Here is a 14,625-nt window from a genome sequence, read left to right on the forward strand (position 1 = left end):
TTGCACACATCTGAAGTGCAATTTCGACTTAAAATTTTTGCAATGCTAAGCATAAACGCTTGAAAGGGCTGTTTAAAGTTGTAAAGCTTGAATAAAAGAGGGCGCTAAAATAAATAGCAATTAACCCAGTTTAACCGATCGAACTAAAATCAAGATCTAAGTTTTTTGTATAATTAAAACTAAACCGAGTCTTTTATGAGTAAATCCATTAAACCAACAAGCGCGACATAAAGCACCGACCCGACCGGCCAAATAACCCAAGTGATCCCCCAATCCATTGTCCATAAACTCCAACCAAGAAAAATTGCCGTTAACAGTGGCCAATAAAATAGCGCAAAACTTTCTATTCTCTTATTACGCTCAAACTTTTCATTTTTTAATGTTAGGTCCATCAAAATATTGTGATACGCACTTAATCGAGTCGTTACGGGTAACAAAACTGCAATACCCGCAGCGATAAACAGCTTTAATACAATTAACATTAATAAAATAATTTCTGTGTTTTGATTAAAAATGCTTGCACACATTAGAGCCACCGGGCTGATCAAAAATAAGCCGACAGCAATGGATAACCTAAGATTATACTTGGGTTTAAATGATTGCAGTTTTTCACTAAAAACGCTGTGTACGCCATAAGCCAATTCAAATCGTTCATTATCGATAATATCTAAATCTTGCTCGTACTCATTGGTTCGAACAAAGTAGCTAATCGCTAACGCGACCATCAATAAAAGACCAAAAACGCCCAAGGCTGCCGCAATAGTTGTGGTGATGTTTAATCGTTGATGTTGCGCCATAGCTAAGAAGAAAAATAATGGGATCACACTGCATAAACATAAAATCGCGCCCTTGGTGACTAAAGCAGATACTGCCAATTTACCCTCAACATATGTTGTTGCCTGCTCTAAGGTTACCAGCGTCCTATCCGCTGGTTTTTCACCATTATTTGGGCTAAAAACTTCGTTTGCATCGAGTAGTAAGAAGTCTGTTGATACGTCAAAAATTTTCGCCAAAGCAATAATTTTATTTAATTCTGGGATACTGTTTGCACTTTCCCATTTTGAGATTGATTGTCGAGACACCTGCATTTTTTCTGCAAGCTCTTCTTGTGACCAGCCCGACTGCTTCCTTAATCTGATAATTTTTTCAGCCAATATCATAGCTTATATTCCTTTGTCACTGATTGAGCTTTGAGCATAAAAAATAACTCGGTTGCAAACCAGCAACTCGAGTTGGTATTTTGTCAACGAGCAGTTGCATAATCCCTAAATGGTTGAAACGAACATTACCCAAGTCATTCATTGAGCAAATTTTTACCATCATATGAGCAATACTGGCGGTGTGCAAATGCACATGTATTGCTGAAATGTGAAAGCGTTTACAAACATTTCTACAATGACTTTCCTTATATTTTACGCTTAAAGCGCCTTCCTGCGACGTTGAAAATCAAATATGCATGTTGGCAGTGCGACCAAATGCAGCTAATTTGTCTTGCCTTAATAAAACGAAAAAGCCCTCTAAGGGGCAATCAAATTTCACTATTACCAAGCAGGCAAGGCGCTTAAAATCGTTAAATGCGACAAGAAAAAGTTAACGGTAACCGTTACCAGTCAACAGTTCTCGCTTCGACTTAAAAACGGAACGAAAGGTTTCTTATAATTTACGCCCTAACTTTTTTTCAATCAGTTTTTTTTCCCAATCGGGGGAAAAAAAACGCACTTTTTCAAAGGCTATAAGGCCTTGGACAATTAAAGCAACACCGAGGCCGCCAAAAAGGATATAAAATTTCGGCTCATCATAAAACTTAATAGAAAAAACGAGCGCTAACACTATATACACCAGTGCAAATTCATAGAATTCCTTAACACGTTTCACATACAGCATAGCTTTTTGTTCATCTGACTTTACATTAACGTCGTGATTCATCATTGTCTCCTTGGGTTGTATCATTGAAAGATCTACCTCAAAAACAGATGCTAGGGCTTTACATGTTTCTATACTTGGGTTTTGTCCTTGCTCGATTCTCTGAATAGTTCGAGGCGTGACTCCTGCCATTTCAGCTAATTGGCTTTGCGTCCAGCCTCTCTGTAACCGAAGTTTTCTAATAATCATGCTTACCCTTTTTTATATGCATTGAAATTTATTTTTGAGGAATTCCATTCTTAACAAAAAACGTTTTAAAGCAAACGACATGGCCATGACAAAGACCAGACACTAAAGCGACATCCCTTTAAAATCAGCAATTTAAAACAAAATAATTTTGACGTATCAGTCAAATCTAAGCTAAAAAAATGCCCTGTTAATTTGCCTAATCCGGTATAACATAACAATTTAATCACTGGTAGTGAACTGCCTATGCTAGCCAAAACAGACAATCAGTAAATTAAGACAGCATAGGGCTCAGTTTATTTTGCTTGGATTATTTTAGAAATAAACTGGATTACACAAAATTCCAATTTAAACATAAATTACCTGTTGCGATAATTATTTAGCTGTATATACTGACAGTATCTAGCACTGTACAGATAAACAGGTCAACTATGCGCCCTCTTACCAAACGACAACAACAAATATTCGATTTAATTAAAGAAAAAATCGCTGATACAGGTATGCCACCAACACGCGCTGAAATTGCCGAATACTTTGGTTTTAAATCTGCCAATGCTGCTGAAGAGCACTTAAAAGCATTAGCCAAAAAAGGTTTTATTGAAATTATTCCGGGAACCAGTCGCGGCATTCGTCTGGCCGAAGAACATATGCAAGAAGATGAAGGTTTACCGTTAATTGGTCGGGTGGCTGCCGGTGAACCAATTTTAGCGCAAGAGCATGTCGAGCAACATTACCAAATTGATGGTAATTTATTTCGCCCCAGTGCTGACTACCTATTAAGAGTTAACGGCGAGAGTATGAAAGATATTGGCATCTTAGATGGCGACTTACTGGCCGTGCATCAAACCACCAACATTCATAATGGTCAGGTTGTGGTTGCTCGAGTGGAAGACGATGTCACCGTTAAGCGTTATAAGCGTGAAGGTAACGTAGTTTACTTACACGCCGAAAACGAAGATTTTTCACCGATTGTTGTCGATTTAACCACTCAAGCATTTCATATTGAAGGCATCGCCGTTGGCGTCATTCGAAACGCCGACTGGATGTAACCAGCCTAAGCTTGTTTAATATCATGGTGGGACCGTCTCTATACCCACCATGTTTCCTACTTTCTCTGCTAATTATTGTTTTTACTCTCTTTCTTCCGCATTTAATAAACCCATAATTATTTAACCTTTTTATTACAAAACACTAGATCTTGATCAAAATTTAAGTAATTCTAGAGTGGAAAGTAAACAAAAGTTATCTTGGGCTTTCCCTAGATGCCATAAAAAAGGATTCATTCTCTGACGTTTTGTTTTTGTCTAAACCAAATTTGTCAGCAAAACTGCCCAAGTTTTGTTTTCGATTGAGGTGGTTTAACAACAGCAAGGCCAAAACAACTGGACATTTTATGCTGCTCGACCAAATTTGGTACGGGTCGCTTTGATTACGGTTGGGGGTGAAGACATATCAGCAATTGTTGATAAAAAACTAGGTTCAGCCACTGCCTTAAGCAGAGTTGAAGTAGACATAAATATAATAATAAGTTACGGAAATGAAGCATCGAATGTAGCGTAAAGCTATCGAGGTATCGGTTATTTTTTCTGTATTTTCTGTGCTAATAAGCAAAGGAGATGTCGAGTGAAAAGACGTAACCTAGGTTGGCTGTTTTTGGGAACTTTGTTTTCCAGCTCAGCTTGGGCCGACATGCAATTGAATTTAACCCAAGGGGTAACAGACGTTAGCCAAGAAGTCTATTCATTGCATATGATGGTCATGTGGATTTGTACTGCCATTGGTATCCTCGTTTTTGGGGCCATGTTTTGGTCAATGATTTTTCATCGCAAGTCCAAAGGTGTTAAACCCGCCTCTTTCCATGAAAGCACCAAAGTCGAAATTCTTTGGACCGCTATCCCAATCATTATATTAATCGCCATGGCTTGGCCGGCCACGAACACCTTAATAAAAATGGAAGACAACAGTGAATCTGAGTTAACCATTCAAGTGACTGGCTCGCAATGGAAGTGGCATTACAAATACTTTGACCAAGACATTGAATTTTATTCAGTCTTATCAACACCCAAAGAGCAATTTGATAACCGTGAAGGTGTGCTTGCAGATAAAGGCCAGCACTATTTATTGGAAGTCGACAAGCCTTTAGTTATCCCGACCAACCGCAAAGTACGTTTTTTGATCACCTCTGACGATGTTATCCATTCTTGGTGGGTGCCCGCTTTTGCAGTTAAACAAGATGCAAACCCAGGATTTATTAATGAAGCATGGACCAAGGTTAACGAGCCTGGTATTTATCGCGGCCAGTGTGCCGAGCTTTGTGGTAAAGACCATGGTTATATGCCCATTGTGGTTGATGTACGCTCAGAACAAGATTATGAGCTTTGGGTTAATGCACAAAAAATTGCCAAGGCACAAGCCGCAGCCGAAGAAGCGAAGTCTTTAAATGCGTCGCTTTCGATGGACGAGTTAATGCAACTTGGTGAACAAACCTACACCGCCCATTGTGCCGCGTGTCACCAAATGAACGGTTTAGGCTTACCACCCGCCTTCCCTGCCTTAAAAGACAGTCCGGTCACAATTGATGCTGACAAGTTGTCTGAACACATTGACGTTATTGTTAATGGGCGCGCGGGCACGGGGATGCAAGCATACGGCAAGCAATTAACCTTAAAAGAAATTGCCGCTGTAGTGACTTACGAGCGTAACGCTTGGGGGAATAACACCGGTGATATGGTACAAGCCAGTGACGTTAATGCCCTAGTCGGTAGTGCAACTCCAGCTTCTGCAGAAACCGTGGTCCCAGCGACCTCAACTTCCCAGTCCACAGTAACACCAGAGCCACCAGCAAGTGAGCAAGCGTCACTTGCTGATTTGCCAATGGACGAGCTAATGAGCAAAGGTGAGCAAGTGTACATGGCGAAGTGTGCTATGTGTCATCAAGCCACTGGACTTGGTATGCCACCAGCATTCCCTGCCCTAAAAGGCAGTGCCATCGCCATTGATCCTGACAAAGTTTCAGAACACATCAGTGTTGTTGCCAACGGTAAAGCCGGCACCTCGATGCTAGGGTTTGCAGCCCAACTCACGCCACAAGAATTGGCTGCGGTTATCACCTACGAGCGTAACGCTTGGGGTAATAACACCGGTGATGTGGTTCAAGCCAGCGCGGTAGTTAATAAGTAAGGGGAATGATAATGACAACGGCTACTGATTCATTAGAACATCATGACGAACATCATGATCATAAAATGACCGGCATCAAGCGCTGGTTATATACCACCAATCACAAAGACATTGGTACTTTATATTTATGGTTCTCTTTTATTATGCTGCTTACGGGCGGTGCCATGGCAATGGTCATTCGAGCGGAACTTTTTCAGCCTGGATTGCAAATTGTAGAACCAGATTTTTTTAACCAAATGACCACAGTGCATGGCTTAATCATGGTTTTTGGTGCCATTATGCCGGCCTTTACCGGTCTAGCTAACTGGATGTTACCGATGATGATCGGAGCTCCAGATATGGCTCTGCCTCGCTTAAACAACTGGTCGTTTTGGATTTTACCATTTGCCTTTAGTATTTTATTGGCGTCTTTGTTTTTAGAAGGCGGTGGTCCTAACTTTGGCTGGACCTTTTACGCACCACTATCAACAACCTATTCAAACGGTTCGACCGCATTTTTCGTTTTTGCCGTTCATATTATGGGGATTTCATCCATTATGGGGGCAATAAACATTGTTGTAACCATTATGAATATGCGTGCCCCTGGCATGACTTACATGAAAATGCCATTGTTTGTTTGGACGTTTTTTATTACCGCTTACTTATTGATTGCGGTAATGCCGGTATTAGCCGGTACGGTCACCATGGTCTTAACCGACACTTACTTTGGCACCTCATTCTTTGATGCTGCAGGTGGTGGCGATCCGGTATTGTTCCAACATATCTTCTGGTTCTTTGGTCACCCTGAAGTGTACATCATGATTTTGCCTGCTTTTGGTATTGTTTCCACAACCATTCCAGCGTTTTCACGCAAAAAACTGTTTGGTTACAGCTCTATGGTGTACGCCACGTCTTCGATAGCATTCTTATCGTTTATTGTTTGGGCGCACCATATGTTTACCACCGGTATGCCATTGGCCGGTGAGTTATTCTTCATGTACTGCACCATGCTCATTGCGGTGCCCACTGGGGTTAAAGTTTTTAACTGGGTGGCCACCATGTGGCGGGGTGCGATTAGCTTTGAAACTCCGATGCTGTTTTCTATCGCATTTGTGATTCTATTCACCATTGGCGGTTTCTCTGGCTTAATGCTGGCCATGACCCCAGTCGATTTCCAATACCATGATACCTATTTTGTCGTTGCCCATTTTCATTATGTACTGGTGACTGGCTCTTTATTTTCAATTTATGCGGCCTGTTATTTCTGGCTACCGAAATGGACCGGTCATATGTACAGCGAAACCTTGGGCCGTTGGCATTTTTGGTGTTCTTTGATCTCCGTTAACATTCTGTTTTTCCCGATGCATTTCTTAGGCTTAGCCGGTATGCCACGTCGGATCCCAGATTACGCCTTACAATTTGCCGATTTTAACAAGTGGGTCAGTATTGGTGGCTTCTTATTTGGTTTGTCACAACTTATCTTCCTAGCGTTGGTAATTAAGTGCATCAAAGGCGGTAAGAAAGCTGAAGCGAAATCTTGGGAAGGCGCTGAAGGCTTAGAGTGGACGGTCGCCTCGCCAGCACCATACCACACCTTTAGCACCCCACCAGTGGTTAAGTAGGAAGGGTTATGAGCACAAAAGAACCTCGGCAACAAAACCAAGATCAGCAAATCAAAAAAACGGTCACCAAATTGGTGGTTACCGTTGTGGCGATGTTTGGCTTCGGTTTTGCCTTGGTTCCTTTATACGATGTGTTCTGTGAAATCACCGGGTTAAATGGCAAAACCGCCAGCACGGCAACAACCTATACGGCCGACGGTGTTGATACCTCGCGTCTGGTTACTGTCCAATTTATTAGCCGCACGGCACAAGGTGCGGCATGGGCTTTTAAGCCTGAAATGAACAGCATAAAAGTGCACCCAGGTGAAATGAAATTTATAAAATTTTACGCCAAAAATGAATCTAAAAGAGATGCCATCGGACAAGCTATTCCCTCGGTATCACCAGGGATCGCGGCCAATTATTTTCAAAAAATTGAATGTTTTTGCTTTAACCAGCAACCGCTCAAAATAAATGAAGATGTGTGGATGCCTTTGCAGTTTTATGTGGATCCCGAATTGCCCGAAGATATCACTGAGTTAACTTTGTCTTACACCCTTTATGACGTAACCAAAGACAAAGATTCATAATGGCTACAGGTATTGCTTAGGAGAAAGCGATGACGACAAAACAACATGAAAATTATTACGTACCCGCGCAAAGTCGTTGGCCGATTATTGGTGCCATTGCCCTGTTTCTAATCGCGGTTGGCGCTGGAGATTATGTCGCCAATTTAAATCAACAAGGTGGCTTTGGTGGCTGGGTATTATTAGCCGGTATTATCTTAGTCATTTATATGGTTGTTGGCTGGTTTGGCAATGTAATTGACGAGTCTATGGCAGGTAAATACAGCGCTCAAATGGACAATTCATTTCGTCAAGGGATGAGCTGGTTTATCTTTTCTGAGGTGATGTTTTTTGCCGCCTTCTTTGGCGCATTATTTTACGCCCGAGTGATCGCCGTGCCTTGGTTAGGCGGTGCTGGTAATAACTTAGAAACCTTTCAAGTGTTATGGCCAGAATTTCAGGCCGCTTGGCCCTTAACCAAAACCCCAGACGGCACCACAACAGAAGCGATGGGATGGGGTGGTTTACCTTTGTATAACACCATTTTGCTGCTTAGTTCGTCGGTTACTGCGCATTTTGCTCATGTCGCATTGGAGCAAAATAAACGCGCAGCATTAAAAGCGTGGTTAGGCTTAACCATTTTACTGGGTGTGGCGTTTTTAGTGTTACAAGTGGAAGAGTATATTCACGCTTATTCCGTGATGGGTTTAACACTGGCCAGTGGTATTTATGGCAATACGTTTTATATGTTAACCGGTTTTCATGGCTTGCACGTTACCTTAGGAACTATCATGCTTATTGTGATGTTTATACGGGTATTTAAGGGTCACTTTACCCCAGATAATCACTTTGCATTTCAAGCGGCCAGTTGGTATTGGCATTTTGTTGATGTGGTCTGGGTCTTACTGTTTTTCTTTGTTTACGTATTGTAAAAAAAGGGTTTTGGTTTTTAGCAAAACCCTAGGTTAATAGGGTCTCGGGTTAGGTTGAATAAAACCAAAAACGATACCCAGCAATATAATTAATACGATGATGGCCGACATCAAGACCCGTCGGCCAATAAATTTAGACATCGGCGGGTTATTCGGATCGTTTTTATTCATAATAAATAACGCTCTGAATAAGTTGTAAATCATGAATGCCAGTGCCACTAAAATGACAATTTTATAGATTTCCACCGAAGTCTCCGTTAGTAAATGTTGCAAAGGCTAAAGCTGTACATCTTAAAGATGATTTTATGAATGATTTAAACACCAAGTTCACATTAATGCATCTGGTTCGAAGTTGGCGATGGCCATGGATACTATTTACCATGCTTATTTTTTTAGGATTAATCAAGCTTGGATTTTGGCAGTTATCGCGTTCAGATGATAAACAACAGCGTCTGCAAAAAATTTCAGAACTCACGACAACACAGCCCCTTAGCTTGAGTCAAATTGTCTCCATTGGCGATAACATCAACGATTTGCCCGTGCGCTTAGAGGGCCGTTTCGATAATCAACAGCCCATATTACTAGACAATCAAACCCATCAAGGCAAATTAGGCTACCACGTTATTCAACGCTTTATCGACAATTTAAGCGGACACCAGGTACTGGTCAATTTAGGTTGGGTGCAAGGTTCTCTTGATCGAACCATACTGCCATCACTGTCTCCGATAACAGGCACCGTTTCACTAGTCGCTCATGTGCGCTTGTTAGAAGACAACCGTTTTATCCAAGAAACGCCGCTAGATGCTACCCGTTGGCCTATGCGCATACAACAAATTGAACCTGAAAAAATCGCCCAGCTTATTAATAAAGACTTATTGCCCTTTGTTGTCTTGCTCGACAAACAAGAGCGCATTGGTTATCAAAAAAATTGGCAACCTGTGGTTATGCCCCCTGAGAAACATCGAGGGTATGCTCTACAGTGGTTTAGTCTTGCAACGGCCTGGTTGGTGTTAATGATTTGGGCCAGTTATAACAATCTACATAATCGACAAAATAACAAAAATAAAGGTGACGCTAATGAGTAAATCCGAGCATAGCAATTCTCGCCGCAGTTTTATTTTACTGTTAGCGGCATTTATTATTCCTGTGGTATTGGCCAAATTTGCGCTGACCCAACAATGGTTTAATTACGGGGTAACCAACCTAGGCGAATTAATTGAAACCCCATTAACCCTTGCTGACGTTGGCATCGAAGCCCCCAAAACCAAACAATGGTTAGTGATATATTCGCTGCCACAAGAGTGTAATAAGCGCTGTCAGCATACGTTACTGGGAGTCCAAAACTCGTACTTTGCTTTGGGCCGAGAAACCCCGAGAGTGACCCCAATAGCCTTAACCCATTCTTCGGTAAATTTAGAGCAAATAAAGCAATTAGATGCACGCCATTGGCAGGTGATAAGCGCACCAGCTCATGTTGCCACTGAGCTTTCAAGTTCGAAAGTCTATATTGCCGATCCCCTTGGCAATATCATCATCAGTTATCAACAACCTATCTCTGAAAACGAGGTCCCAAGCTTTGGCAAAGCCATGCTGAGCGATCTTAAAAAACTATTAAAATATTCAAGGATTGGCTAATGAAAAGCACGCGAACCATTGTTGTAGCCGCCATTGTATTGGCAATTATAGTGATTACTTTAGGGGCTTATACCCGCCTCACCCATGCGGGTTTAGGCTGCCCTGACTGGCCGGGTTGTTATGGCTTTTTAGATGTCCCAAAAGGGGCTGAAGAAATTGCCAAAGCCGAACAAGCCTTTCCAGAGCGCCCCGTTGAACCACAAAAAGCATGGAACGAAATGATCCATCGCTATTTTGCCGGTACTTTGGGTCTGCTTATTGGCGCAATCTTTGTGTTGGCATTAAAGAATCGAAGGCAAGGCACGCCAATTTTATTACCCACGTTGTTATTGGCCACGGTGATATTTCAAGCGGCGCTTGGGATGTGGACGGTAACCCTTAAACTGATGCCCGTGGTGGTGATGGGACACCTTCTTGGCGGCTTTATAACCTTATGTTTGTTGTATCTGCTGTTTTTAAGGTTGACCCCTTATCGGGTTGTTGGCGGTGATTTTTCATTGCAAAAATACCACCGTTTTGCCTTAGTTGCGATCGCCATATTAACCCTACAAATATCCCTTGGGGGCTGGACCTCATCGAACTACGCTGCCTTGGTTTGTACCCAATTACCCATTTGCCAAGATGGGTGGTTGTCGCAACTGACCTTTAGTAATTCCTTTGATTTAATTCCACCAGCCCGCGAGACTTACGAGTTTGGATTTCTAAATCATGAGGAGCGAGTCACCATACATGTGATGCATCGCATTGGCGCGATTATTACCACCCTATTTATAGGCTGGTTAGTGTTTAATATATATCGCCAAGCTCAATCTCAATTTTTCCGCAAAAACGCTATCGTTATTGCTTTTATTCTTGGCTGCCAAGTGGCACTTGGGGTTAGCAATATTGTTTTTCAATTACCTCTTGCCGTTGCCGTTTCTCACAATGTGGTTGCGGTGTTGTTGATGCTAAGCCTAATTACTTTGGCTTATAGCCTTAAACGCAAGACTTAGGAGCCCGTATGAGTAAAGTTATCGAAAATATGTCATCAAGCATCACTGCGAACGCCGTATCATGGCGTGATTACTATGAAATAACCAAACCCAGAGTGGTGGCGCTTTTGGTACTTACCGCTTTGGTTGGCATGAGCTTGTCGGTTCCTGGGGCGATTCCATGGCAAATTTTATTGCCCGCCATGTTAGGCATCGGTATGCTTTCGAGCGGGGCAGCAGCTTTTAATCACATTGTCGATCAAAAAGTCGATGCCATAATGGCCCGAACCCACAACCGTCCTTTACCCGATGGACGTTTGAGTAATGTGAATGCGATTATCTTCGCGACCGCTTTGTCGTTTTTTGGTTTTGTAGTGTTATACGGCTTAGTCAATGCGTTAACCGCGTGGTTAACCTTATCGGGCTTGGTGGGTTACTCGGTTATTTACACCCTGTATTTAAAGCGAGCAACACCACAAAACATTACTATTGGCGGCCTTTCTGGTGCCATTCCGCCCTTGCTGGGATGGACCGCAATGACCAATGAAATTCATCCTCATGCCCTGTTATTGGTTTTACTGGTATTTACCTGGACTCCCCCACATTTTTGGGCATTGGCGATTCACCGTAAAGATGAATACGCTAAGGTCAATATCCCGATGTTGCCGGTAACCCATGGCGTTAGTTTTACTAAAACTCAAATTTTGCTTTATACCATTTTACTGTTTATCGTTGGCTTATTGCCCTACTTGGTTGGCATGAGTGGTTGGTTGTACTTAGTGGGTGCCTGTGCATTAAATTTAATCTTTTGCGCTTATGCATGGAAACTAAAATTTAACCCAGAGCAAAGTACCGCGATGAAAACCTTCCGTTTTTCTATTGTGCATTTAATGTTATTGTTCATTATCTTATTGCTCGATCACTATTTAATTCCAGGTAGCCTGTAACGTATGAACAAAACGCTAGTATTTATCTTGGCGGTGGCAGCTGCCGCCCTCGGGGTTTTCTTTTATCAATATCAACAACAGCAAAGTGAACCCGAGCATGCTTTGCTTTACCCGCAGCCACGGTTGTTAAGTGACTTTGAGCTCACCGATCATAATGGCCAGTCGTTTAGTAAAGCCCAACTGCAAGACAAATGGAGTTTATTTTTTATTGGTTACACCTCTTGCCCAGATGTTTGTCCAATGACCTTACAAGAGCTCACCTACATTTATCCTAAATTGCAGGCGCTCACCAACAATAAAGTGCAAGTGGTATTGGTTAGTGCCGATCCCAAACGTGATACTGTGAGCAAACTTAACAGCTATATTCGCTACTTTAACCCAGACTTTGTTGCGGTTCGGGCTGAGCATGATGTGCTTTACCCCTTTACCCGTAACCTTGGCTTAATGTATGCGATTGCCGATACCAACGAAGAATACTATTTGGTGAATCACAGCGCCTCAATTGTGATGACCAACCCGCAAGGAAACATTCAAGCCATATTTAAACCCTTGCCGGCGACCGAGCCAGGCAGTATTCCAAGCATTGACCAAGAAGCCTTAGTCACTGATTTTGAGAAAATTTACCACAAACTTAAGGAATGATTTGCCTTAACAAAAACAAGGGTTGAAATTTAATCAACAGCGCCTTATCGTTGCTAATTATTGCGCTAACACAAAAGCACGATAAAAGTGACTGGTAATAAGGTCCTCATTATTGATAAAATTGAGCGAAATTTAGTAAGAAGAGCAGATTCAAATGGGTAGAGCATACCAAAACCGCAAGGCCGACATGGCCAAAACGGCGGGCATGAAAACCAAGATTTATTCTAAATACGGTAAAGAAATTTACGTTGTTGCGAAAAACGGCGGTCTTGATCCTGATGGTAACCTAGCGTTACGTCGATTAATCGACAAAGCGAAAAAAGATCAGGTTCCTGCGCATGTAATCAAAAACGCGATCGACAAAGCAAGTGGTGCCGGTGGTGAAAACTACGAACCAGCACGTTACGAAGGCTTTGGCCCAGGTGGCTGTATGGTAATTGTTGACTGTCTAACCGATAACAGCAACCGTACCATTAAAGACGTACGTCAAGCATTCACCAAAACCAATTCAAAAATTGGTTCTCAAGGCTCTGCCTCGTTTATGTTTGATCATCAAGCGGTATTTTGCTTCAAAGGTGATGACGAAGAAGCCATTCTTGAAATGCTAATGATGAACGACGTAGACGTGACTGATGTGGAATTAGAAGACGGTATCATTACCGTATTTGCCCCTCACACTGAGTTTTACAAAGTCAAAACCACGTTAACCGATGAGATCCCTGGCATTGAATTTGAAATGGAAGAGATCACTTGGGTACCGCAAGACTACAAGAAAATCACTGACGAAGACGACAAAGCAAACTTTGAGAAGTTTATGAATATGTTGAATGACAGTGACGATGTTCAAAACATCTACCACAACGCAGAAATTGATTAATTTTTGCTTTAGGTAATAAAAAACCAGCGCATTGCTGGTTTTTTTACGCCTGTTGTTTGATAGCAACACCACTACCAACCATACCACTGGCCATTGGCTTTAGGCACAAACCAAGGCAGTGAAAACCAGTAAAATCGTCCCGGCTTGCTCACACTTGGCGCTGTACAATTGGCTTTCGTTCGTCCCGTTTTAAGGGGCGATTTTAAATGCAGCTCAAAATACTGTTGCCCTTGCCATCGCACTTCACTTTCACCATTGGACGCAAAACATTGCACTTGTTGGGTTAAGAAATCGTCGACCTTAAGCTCGACTTTGGCTTTTACAATAGCGCCGTTAGTGGTGATCGGATCATGCCATTGGCTTGTTTTACTGACTTTAAAGGGCAGTGAATGCAGTTTGGTTTTTAAGGTGGTTAATCGGTCAAATGGCTCTGAAGCTGGGAATCTCGGAATTAAACTGGCTTCTGTATTGGGGCCTATCGCTCCCGATTGCTGGGTAAATACGGTAAACTGTTTTTGTGCAAGCTGAGCAATAGCATACGGGGTGTATTCACCATACGGTAGTGCAAAGTAGCGCCAGCTGGTGCCCAATTTTTGTTTTAATATTTGTTCCGCCTGCTCAACCTGTTCAATCTTTTGGTCGGCCCAGGCTTTAGGGTCAATACCTACGGGAGCTTTAATTAAAGAGTCATGAGTTAAGCCATGATTGGCGATGATCACCCCATCGTCTTGCATTGCTCTTAGCTCCGCCCAAGTAAGGTATTTGGTTGACGCTTTAGGCACCACCTTTGGATTAATAAATACCGTATATGGAAATTTATATTGTTGCAGCATTGGGTGGGCATTAAGGTAAATATCTTTAAAGCCATCATCAAAGGTGATGGCGACGGTTTTATCTTTAAAAAGTTGACCTAAGCGCAAGCGCTCTACCAATTGCGATAACGGCACCACCTGAAATTGGTTTTCCTTTAAATATTGTAAGTGAGCTTTAAATTGACTGGGCGAAATGGTGGTGCTTTTTGGGGTGTCTGTTGCAACGTGATGATACGCTAAAATTACCGCCGCTTGGGTCGGTAAACACCAACTAAAACAAAGCAATAACCACATTAAAGAGGTTTTAAGTCTGGTTATTATATTTTTCATTTGAGGCCACCATCTAAATTATTCGCGTGGTATGATAACACTTT

Annotated in this window: 15 protein-coding genes; 11 read left to right on the forward strand and 4 right to left on the reverse strand. The window is 42.2% G+C overall.

Features of this window, described 5'->3' with window-relative positions:
- Positions 1-179: 179 nt before the first annotated feature.
- Together ACAY00_RS13520 and ACAY00_RS13525 are read right to left on the reverse strand one after the other, a co-directional pair.
- Positions 180-1,160 carry a helix-turn-helix domain-containing protein gene (locus ACAY00_RS13520; RefSeq protein ID WP_371374767.1) on the reverse strand — a complete coding sequence of 327 codons (981 nt, stop codon included), beginning with the start codon at positions 1,158-1,160 and terminating at the stop codon, positions 180-182.
- Positions 1,161-1,653: 493 nt separating this feature from the next.
- Complete coding sequence (locus ACAY00_RS13525; RefSeq protein ID WP_371374769.1) at positions 1,654-2,112, reverse strand: helix-turn-helix domain-containing protein; 459 nt, start codon at positions 2,110-2,112, stop codon at positions 1,654-1,656.
- A 428-nt stretch (positions 2,113-2,540) separates the two neighbouring features.
- Between ACAY00_RS13525 and lexA the strand changes: the two genes are divergently transcribed.
- The 5 genes from lexA (at position 2,541) to ACAY00_RS13550 (ending at position 8,367) form a co-directional block, all read left to right on the forward strand.
- Positions 2,541-3,158: a transcriptional repressor LexA gene (lexA, locus tag ACAY00_RS13530; protein ID WP_371374772.1), complete on the forward strand. Its 618-nt coding sequence runs from the start codon at positions 2,541-2,543 to the stop codon at positions 3,156-3,158.
- A gap of 640 nt (positions 3,159-3,798) precedes the next feature.
- On the forward strand, positions 3,799-5,289 hold the full coding sequence (gene coxB / locus ACAY00_RS13535) for a cytochrome c oxidase subunit II (protein WP_371379735.1): 1,491 nt from the start codon (positions 3,799-3,801) through the stop codon (positions 5,287-5,289).
- Positions 5,290-5,300: 11 nt separating this feature from the next.
- The gene (gene ctaD, locus ACAY00_RS13540; RefSeq protein ID WP_371374774.1) at positions 5,301-6,890 is read left to right on the forward strand and encodes a cytochrome c oxidase subunit I; all 1,590 of its coding nucleotides are present in this window, start codon (positions 5,301-5,303) and stop codon (positions 6,888-6,890) included.
- A gap of 8 nt (positions 6,891-6,898) precedes the next feature.
- Entirely contained in the window at positions 6,899-7,459 is a 561-nt protein-coding gene (locus ACAY00_RS13545) for a cytochrome c oxidase assembly protein (RefSeq protein WP_371374776.1), read from the forward strand.
- A 29-nt stretch (positions 7,460-7,488) separates the two neighbouring features.
- The gene (locus ACAY00_RS13550) at positions 7,489-8,367 is read left to right on the forward strand and encodes a cytochrome c oxidase subunit 3 (RefSeq protein WP_371374779.1); all 879 of its coding nucleotides are present in this window, start codon (positions 7,489-7,491) and stop codon (positions 8,365-8,367) included.
- 33 nt (positions 8,368-8,400) lie between these two features.
- Here ACAY00_RS13550 and ACAY00_RS13555 read toward each other — a convergent pair whose 3' ends face one another.
- The gene (locus ACAY00_RS13555; RefSeq protein ID WP_371374782.1) at positions 8,401-8,613 is read right to left on the reverse strand and encodes a DUF2909 domain-containing protein; all 213 of its coding nucleotides are present in this window, start codon (positions 8,611-8,613) and stop codon (positions 8,401-8,403) included.
- Between the two features lie 59 nt (positions 8,614-8,672).
- On the opposite strand from ACAY00_RS13555, the gene ACAY00_RS13560 reads away from it, so the two are divergent.
- The 6 genes from ACAY00_RS13560 (at position 8,673) to ACAY00_RS13585 (ending at position 13,439) form a co-directional block, all read left to right on the forward strand.
- Positions 8,673-9,452 carry an SURF1 family protein gene (locus ACAY00_RS13560; RefSeq protein WP_371374785.1) on the forward strand — a complete coding sequence of 260 codons (780 nt, stop codon included), beginning with the start codon at positions 8,673-8,675 and terminating at the stop codon, positions 9,450-9,452.
- Positions 9,445-10,002: a hypothetical protein gene (locus ACAY00_RS13565; RefSeq protein ID WP_371374788.1), complete on the forward strand. Its 558-nt coding sequence runs from the start codon at positions 9,445-9,447 to the stop codon at positions 10,000-10,002. The genes ACAY00_RS13560 and ACAY00_RS13565 overlap by 8 nt, the downstream gene beginning before the upstream one ends.
- Positions 10,002-10,994, forward strand: a complete 993-nt coding sequence (locus tag ACAY00_RS13570) for a heme A synthase (protein ID WP_371374790.1) — start codon at positions 10,002-10,004, stop codon at positions 10,992-10,994. Before ACAY00_RS13565 ends, ACAY00_RS13570 begins: the two co-directional genes overlap by 1 nt.
- An 8-nt stretch (positions 10,995-11,002) precedes the next feature.
- Positions 11,003-11,920, forward strand: coding sequence for a heme o synthase (cyoE, locus tag ACAY00_RS13575; protein WP_371374793.1), 918 nt, complete (start codon positions 11,003-11,005; stop codon positions 11,918-11,920).
- Between the two features lie 3 nt (positions 11,921-11,923).
- Positions 11,924-12,562 carry an SCO family protein gene (locus ACAY00_RS13580; RefSeq protein ID WP_371374796.1) on the forward strand — a complete coding sequence of 213 codons (639 nt, stop codon included), beginning with the start codon at positions 11,924-11,926 and terminating at the stop codon, positions 12,560-12,562.
- Positions 12,563-12,716: 154 nt separating this feature from the next.
- Positions 12,717-13,439, forward strand: coding sequence for a YebC/PmpR family DNA-binding transcriptional regulator (locus ACAY00_RS13585; protein ID WP_371374798.1), 723 nt, complete (start codon positions 12,717-12,719; stop codon positions 13,437-13,439).
- Positions 13,440-13,510: 71 nt separating this feature from the next.
- On the opposite strand, the gene ACAY00_RS13590 is transcribed toward ACAY00_RS13585, so the two are convergent.
- Positions 13,511-14,581 carry a polysaccharide deacetylase family protein gene (locus ACAY00_RS13590; protein WP_371374801.1) on the reverse strand — a complete coding sequence of 357 codons (1,071 nt, stop codon included), beginning with the start codon at positions 14,579-14,581 and terminating at the stop codon, positions 13,511-13,513.
- Positions 14,582-14,625: the final 44 nt, after the last annotated feature.

Source organism: Thalassotalea sp. 273M-4 (assembly GCF_041410465.1).
Lineage (GTDB): Bacteria > Pseudomonadota > Gammaproteobacteria > Enterobacterales > Alteromonadaceae > Thalassotalea_A > Thalassotalea_A aquiviva.

Excerpts from the sequence above, each read along its gene's own strand:
- ctaD (WP_371374774.1), top strand. The coding sequence starts at position 5,301 with ATGACAACGGCTACTGATTCATTAGAACATCATGACGAACATCATGAT.
- ACAY00_RS13525 (WP_371374769.1), bottom strand. The coding sequence starts at position 2,112 with ATGATTATTAGAAAACTTCGGTTACAGAGAGGCTGGACGCAAAGCCAA.
- ACAY00_RS13585 (WP_371374798.1), top strand. The coding sequence starts at position 12,717 with ATGGGTAGAGCATACCAAAACCGCAAGGCCGACATGGCCAAAACGGCG.
- lexA (WP_371374772.1), top strand. The coding sequence starts at position 2,541 with ATGCGCCCTCTTACCAAACGACAACAACAAATATTCGATTTAATTAAA.
- ACAY00_RS13560 (WP_371374785.1), top strand. The coding sequence starts at position 8,673 with ATGAATGATTTAAACACCAAGTTCACATTAATGCATCTGGTTCGAAGT.
- ACAY00_RS13590 (WP_371374801.1), bottom strand. The coding sequence starts at position 14,581 with ATGAAAAATATAATAACCAGACTTAAAACCTCTTTAATGTGGTTATTG.
- ACAY00_RS13580 (WP_371374796.1), top strand. The coding sequence starts at position 11,924 with ATGAACAAAACGCTAGTATTTATCTTGGCGGTGGCAGCTGCCGCCCTC.
- ACAY00_RS13550 (WP_371374779.1), top strand. The coding sequence starts at position 7,489 with ATGACGACAAAACAACATGAAAATTATTACGTACCCGCGCAAAGTCGT.
- ACAY00_RS13565 (WP_371374788.1), top strand. The coding sequence starts at position 9,445 with ATGAGTAAATCCGAGCATAGCAATTCTCGCCGCAGTTTTATTTTACTG.
- ACAY00_RS13545 (WP_371374776.1), top strand. The coding sequence starts at position 6,899 with ATGAGCACAAAAGAACCTCGGCAACAAAACCAAGATCAGCAAATCAAA.
- coxB (WP_371379735.1), top strand. The coding sequence starts at position 3,799 with ATGCAATTGAATTTAACCCAAGGGGTAACAGACGTTAGCCAAGAAGTC.
- ACAY00_RS13570 (WP_371374790.1), top strand. The coding sequence starts at position 10,002 with ATGAAAAGCACGCGAACCATTGTTGTAGCCGCCATTGTATTGGCAATT.
- cyoE (WP_371374793.1), top strand. The coding sequence starts at position 11,003 with ATGAGTAAAGTTATCGAAAATATGTCATCAAGCATCACTGCGAACGCC.
- ACAY00_RS13520 (WP_371374767.1), bottom strand. The coding sequence starts at position 1,160 with ATGATATTGGCTGAAAAAATTATCAGATTAAGGAAGCAGTCGGGCTGG.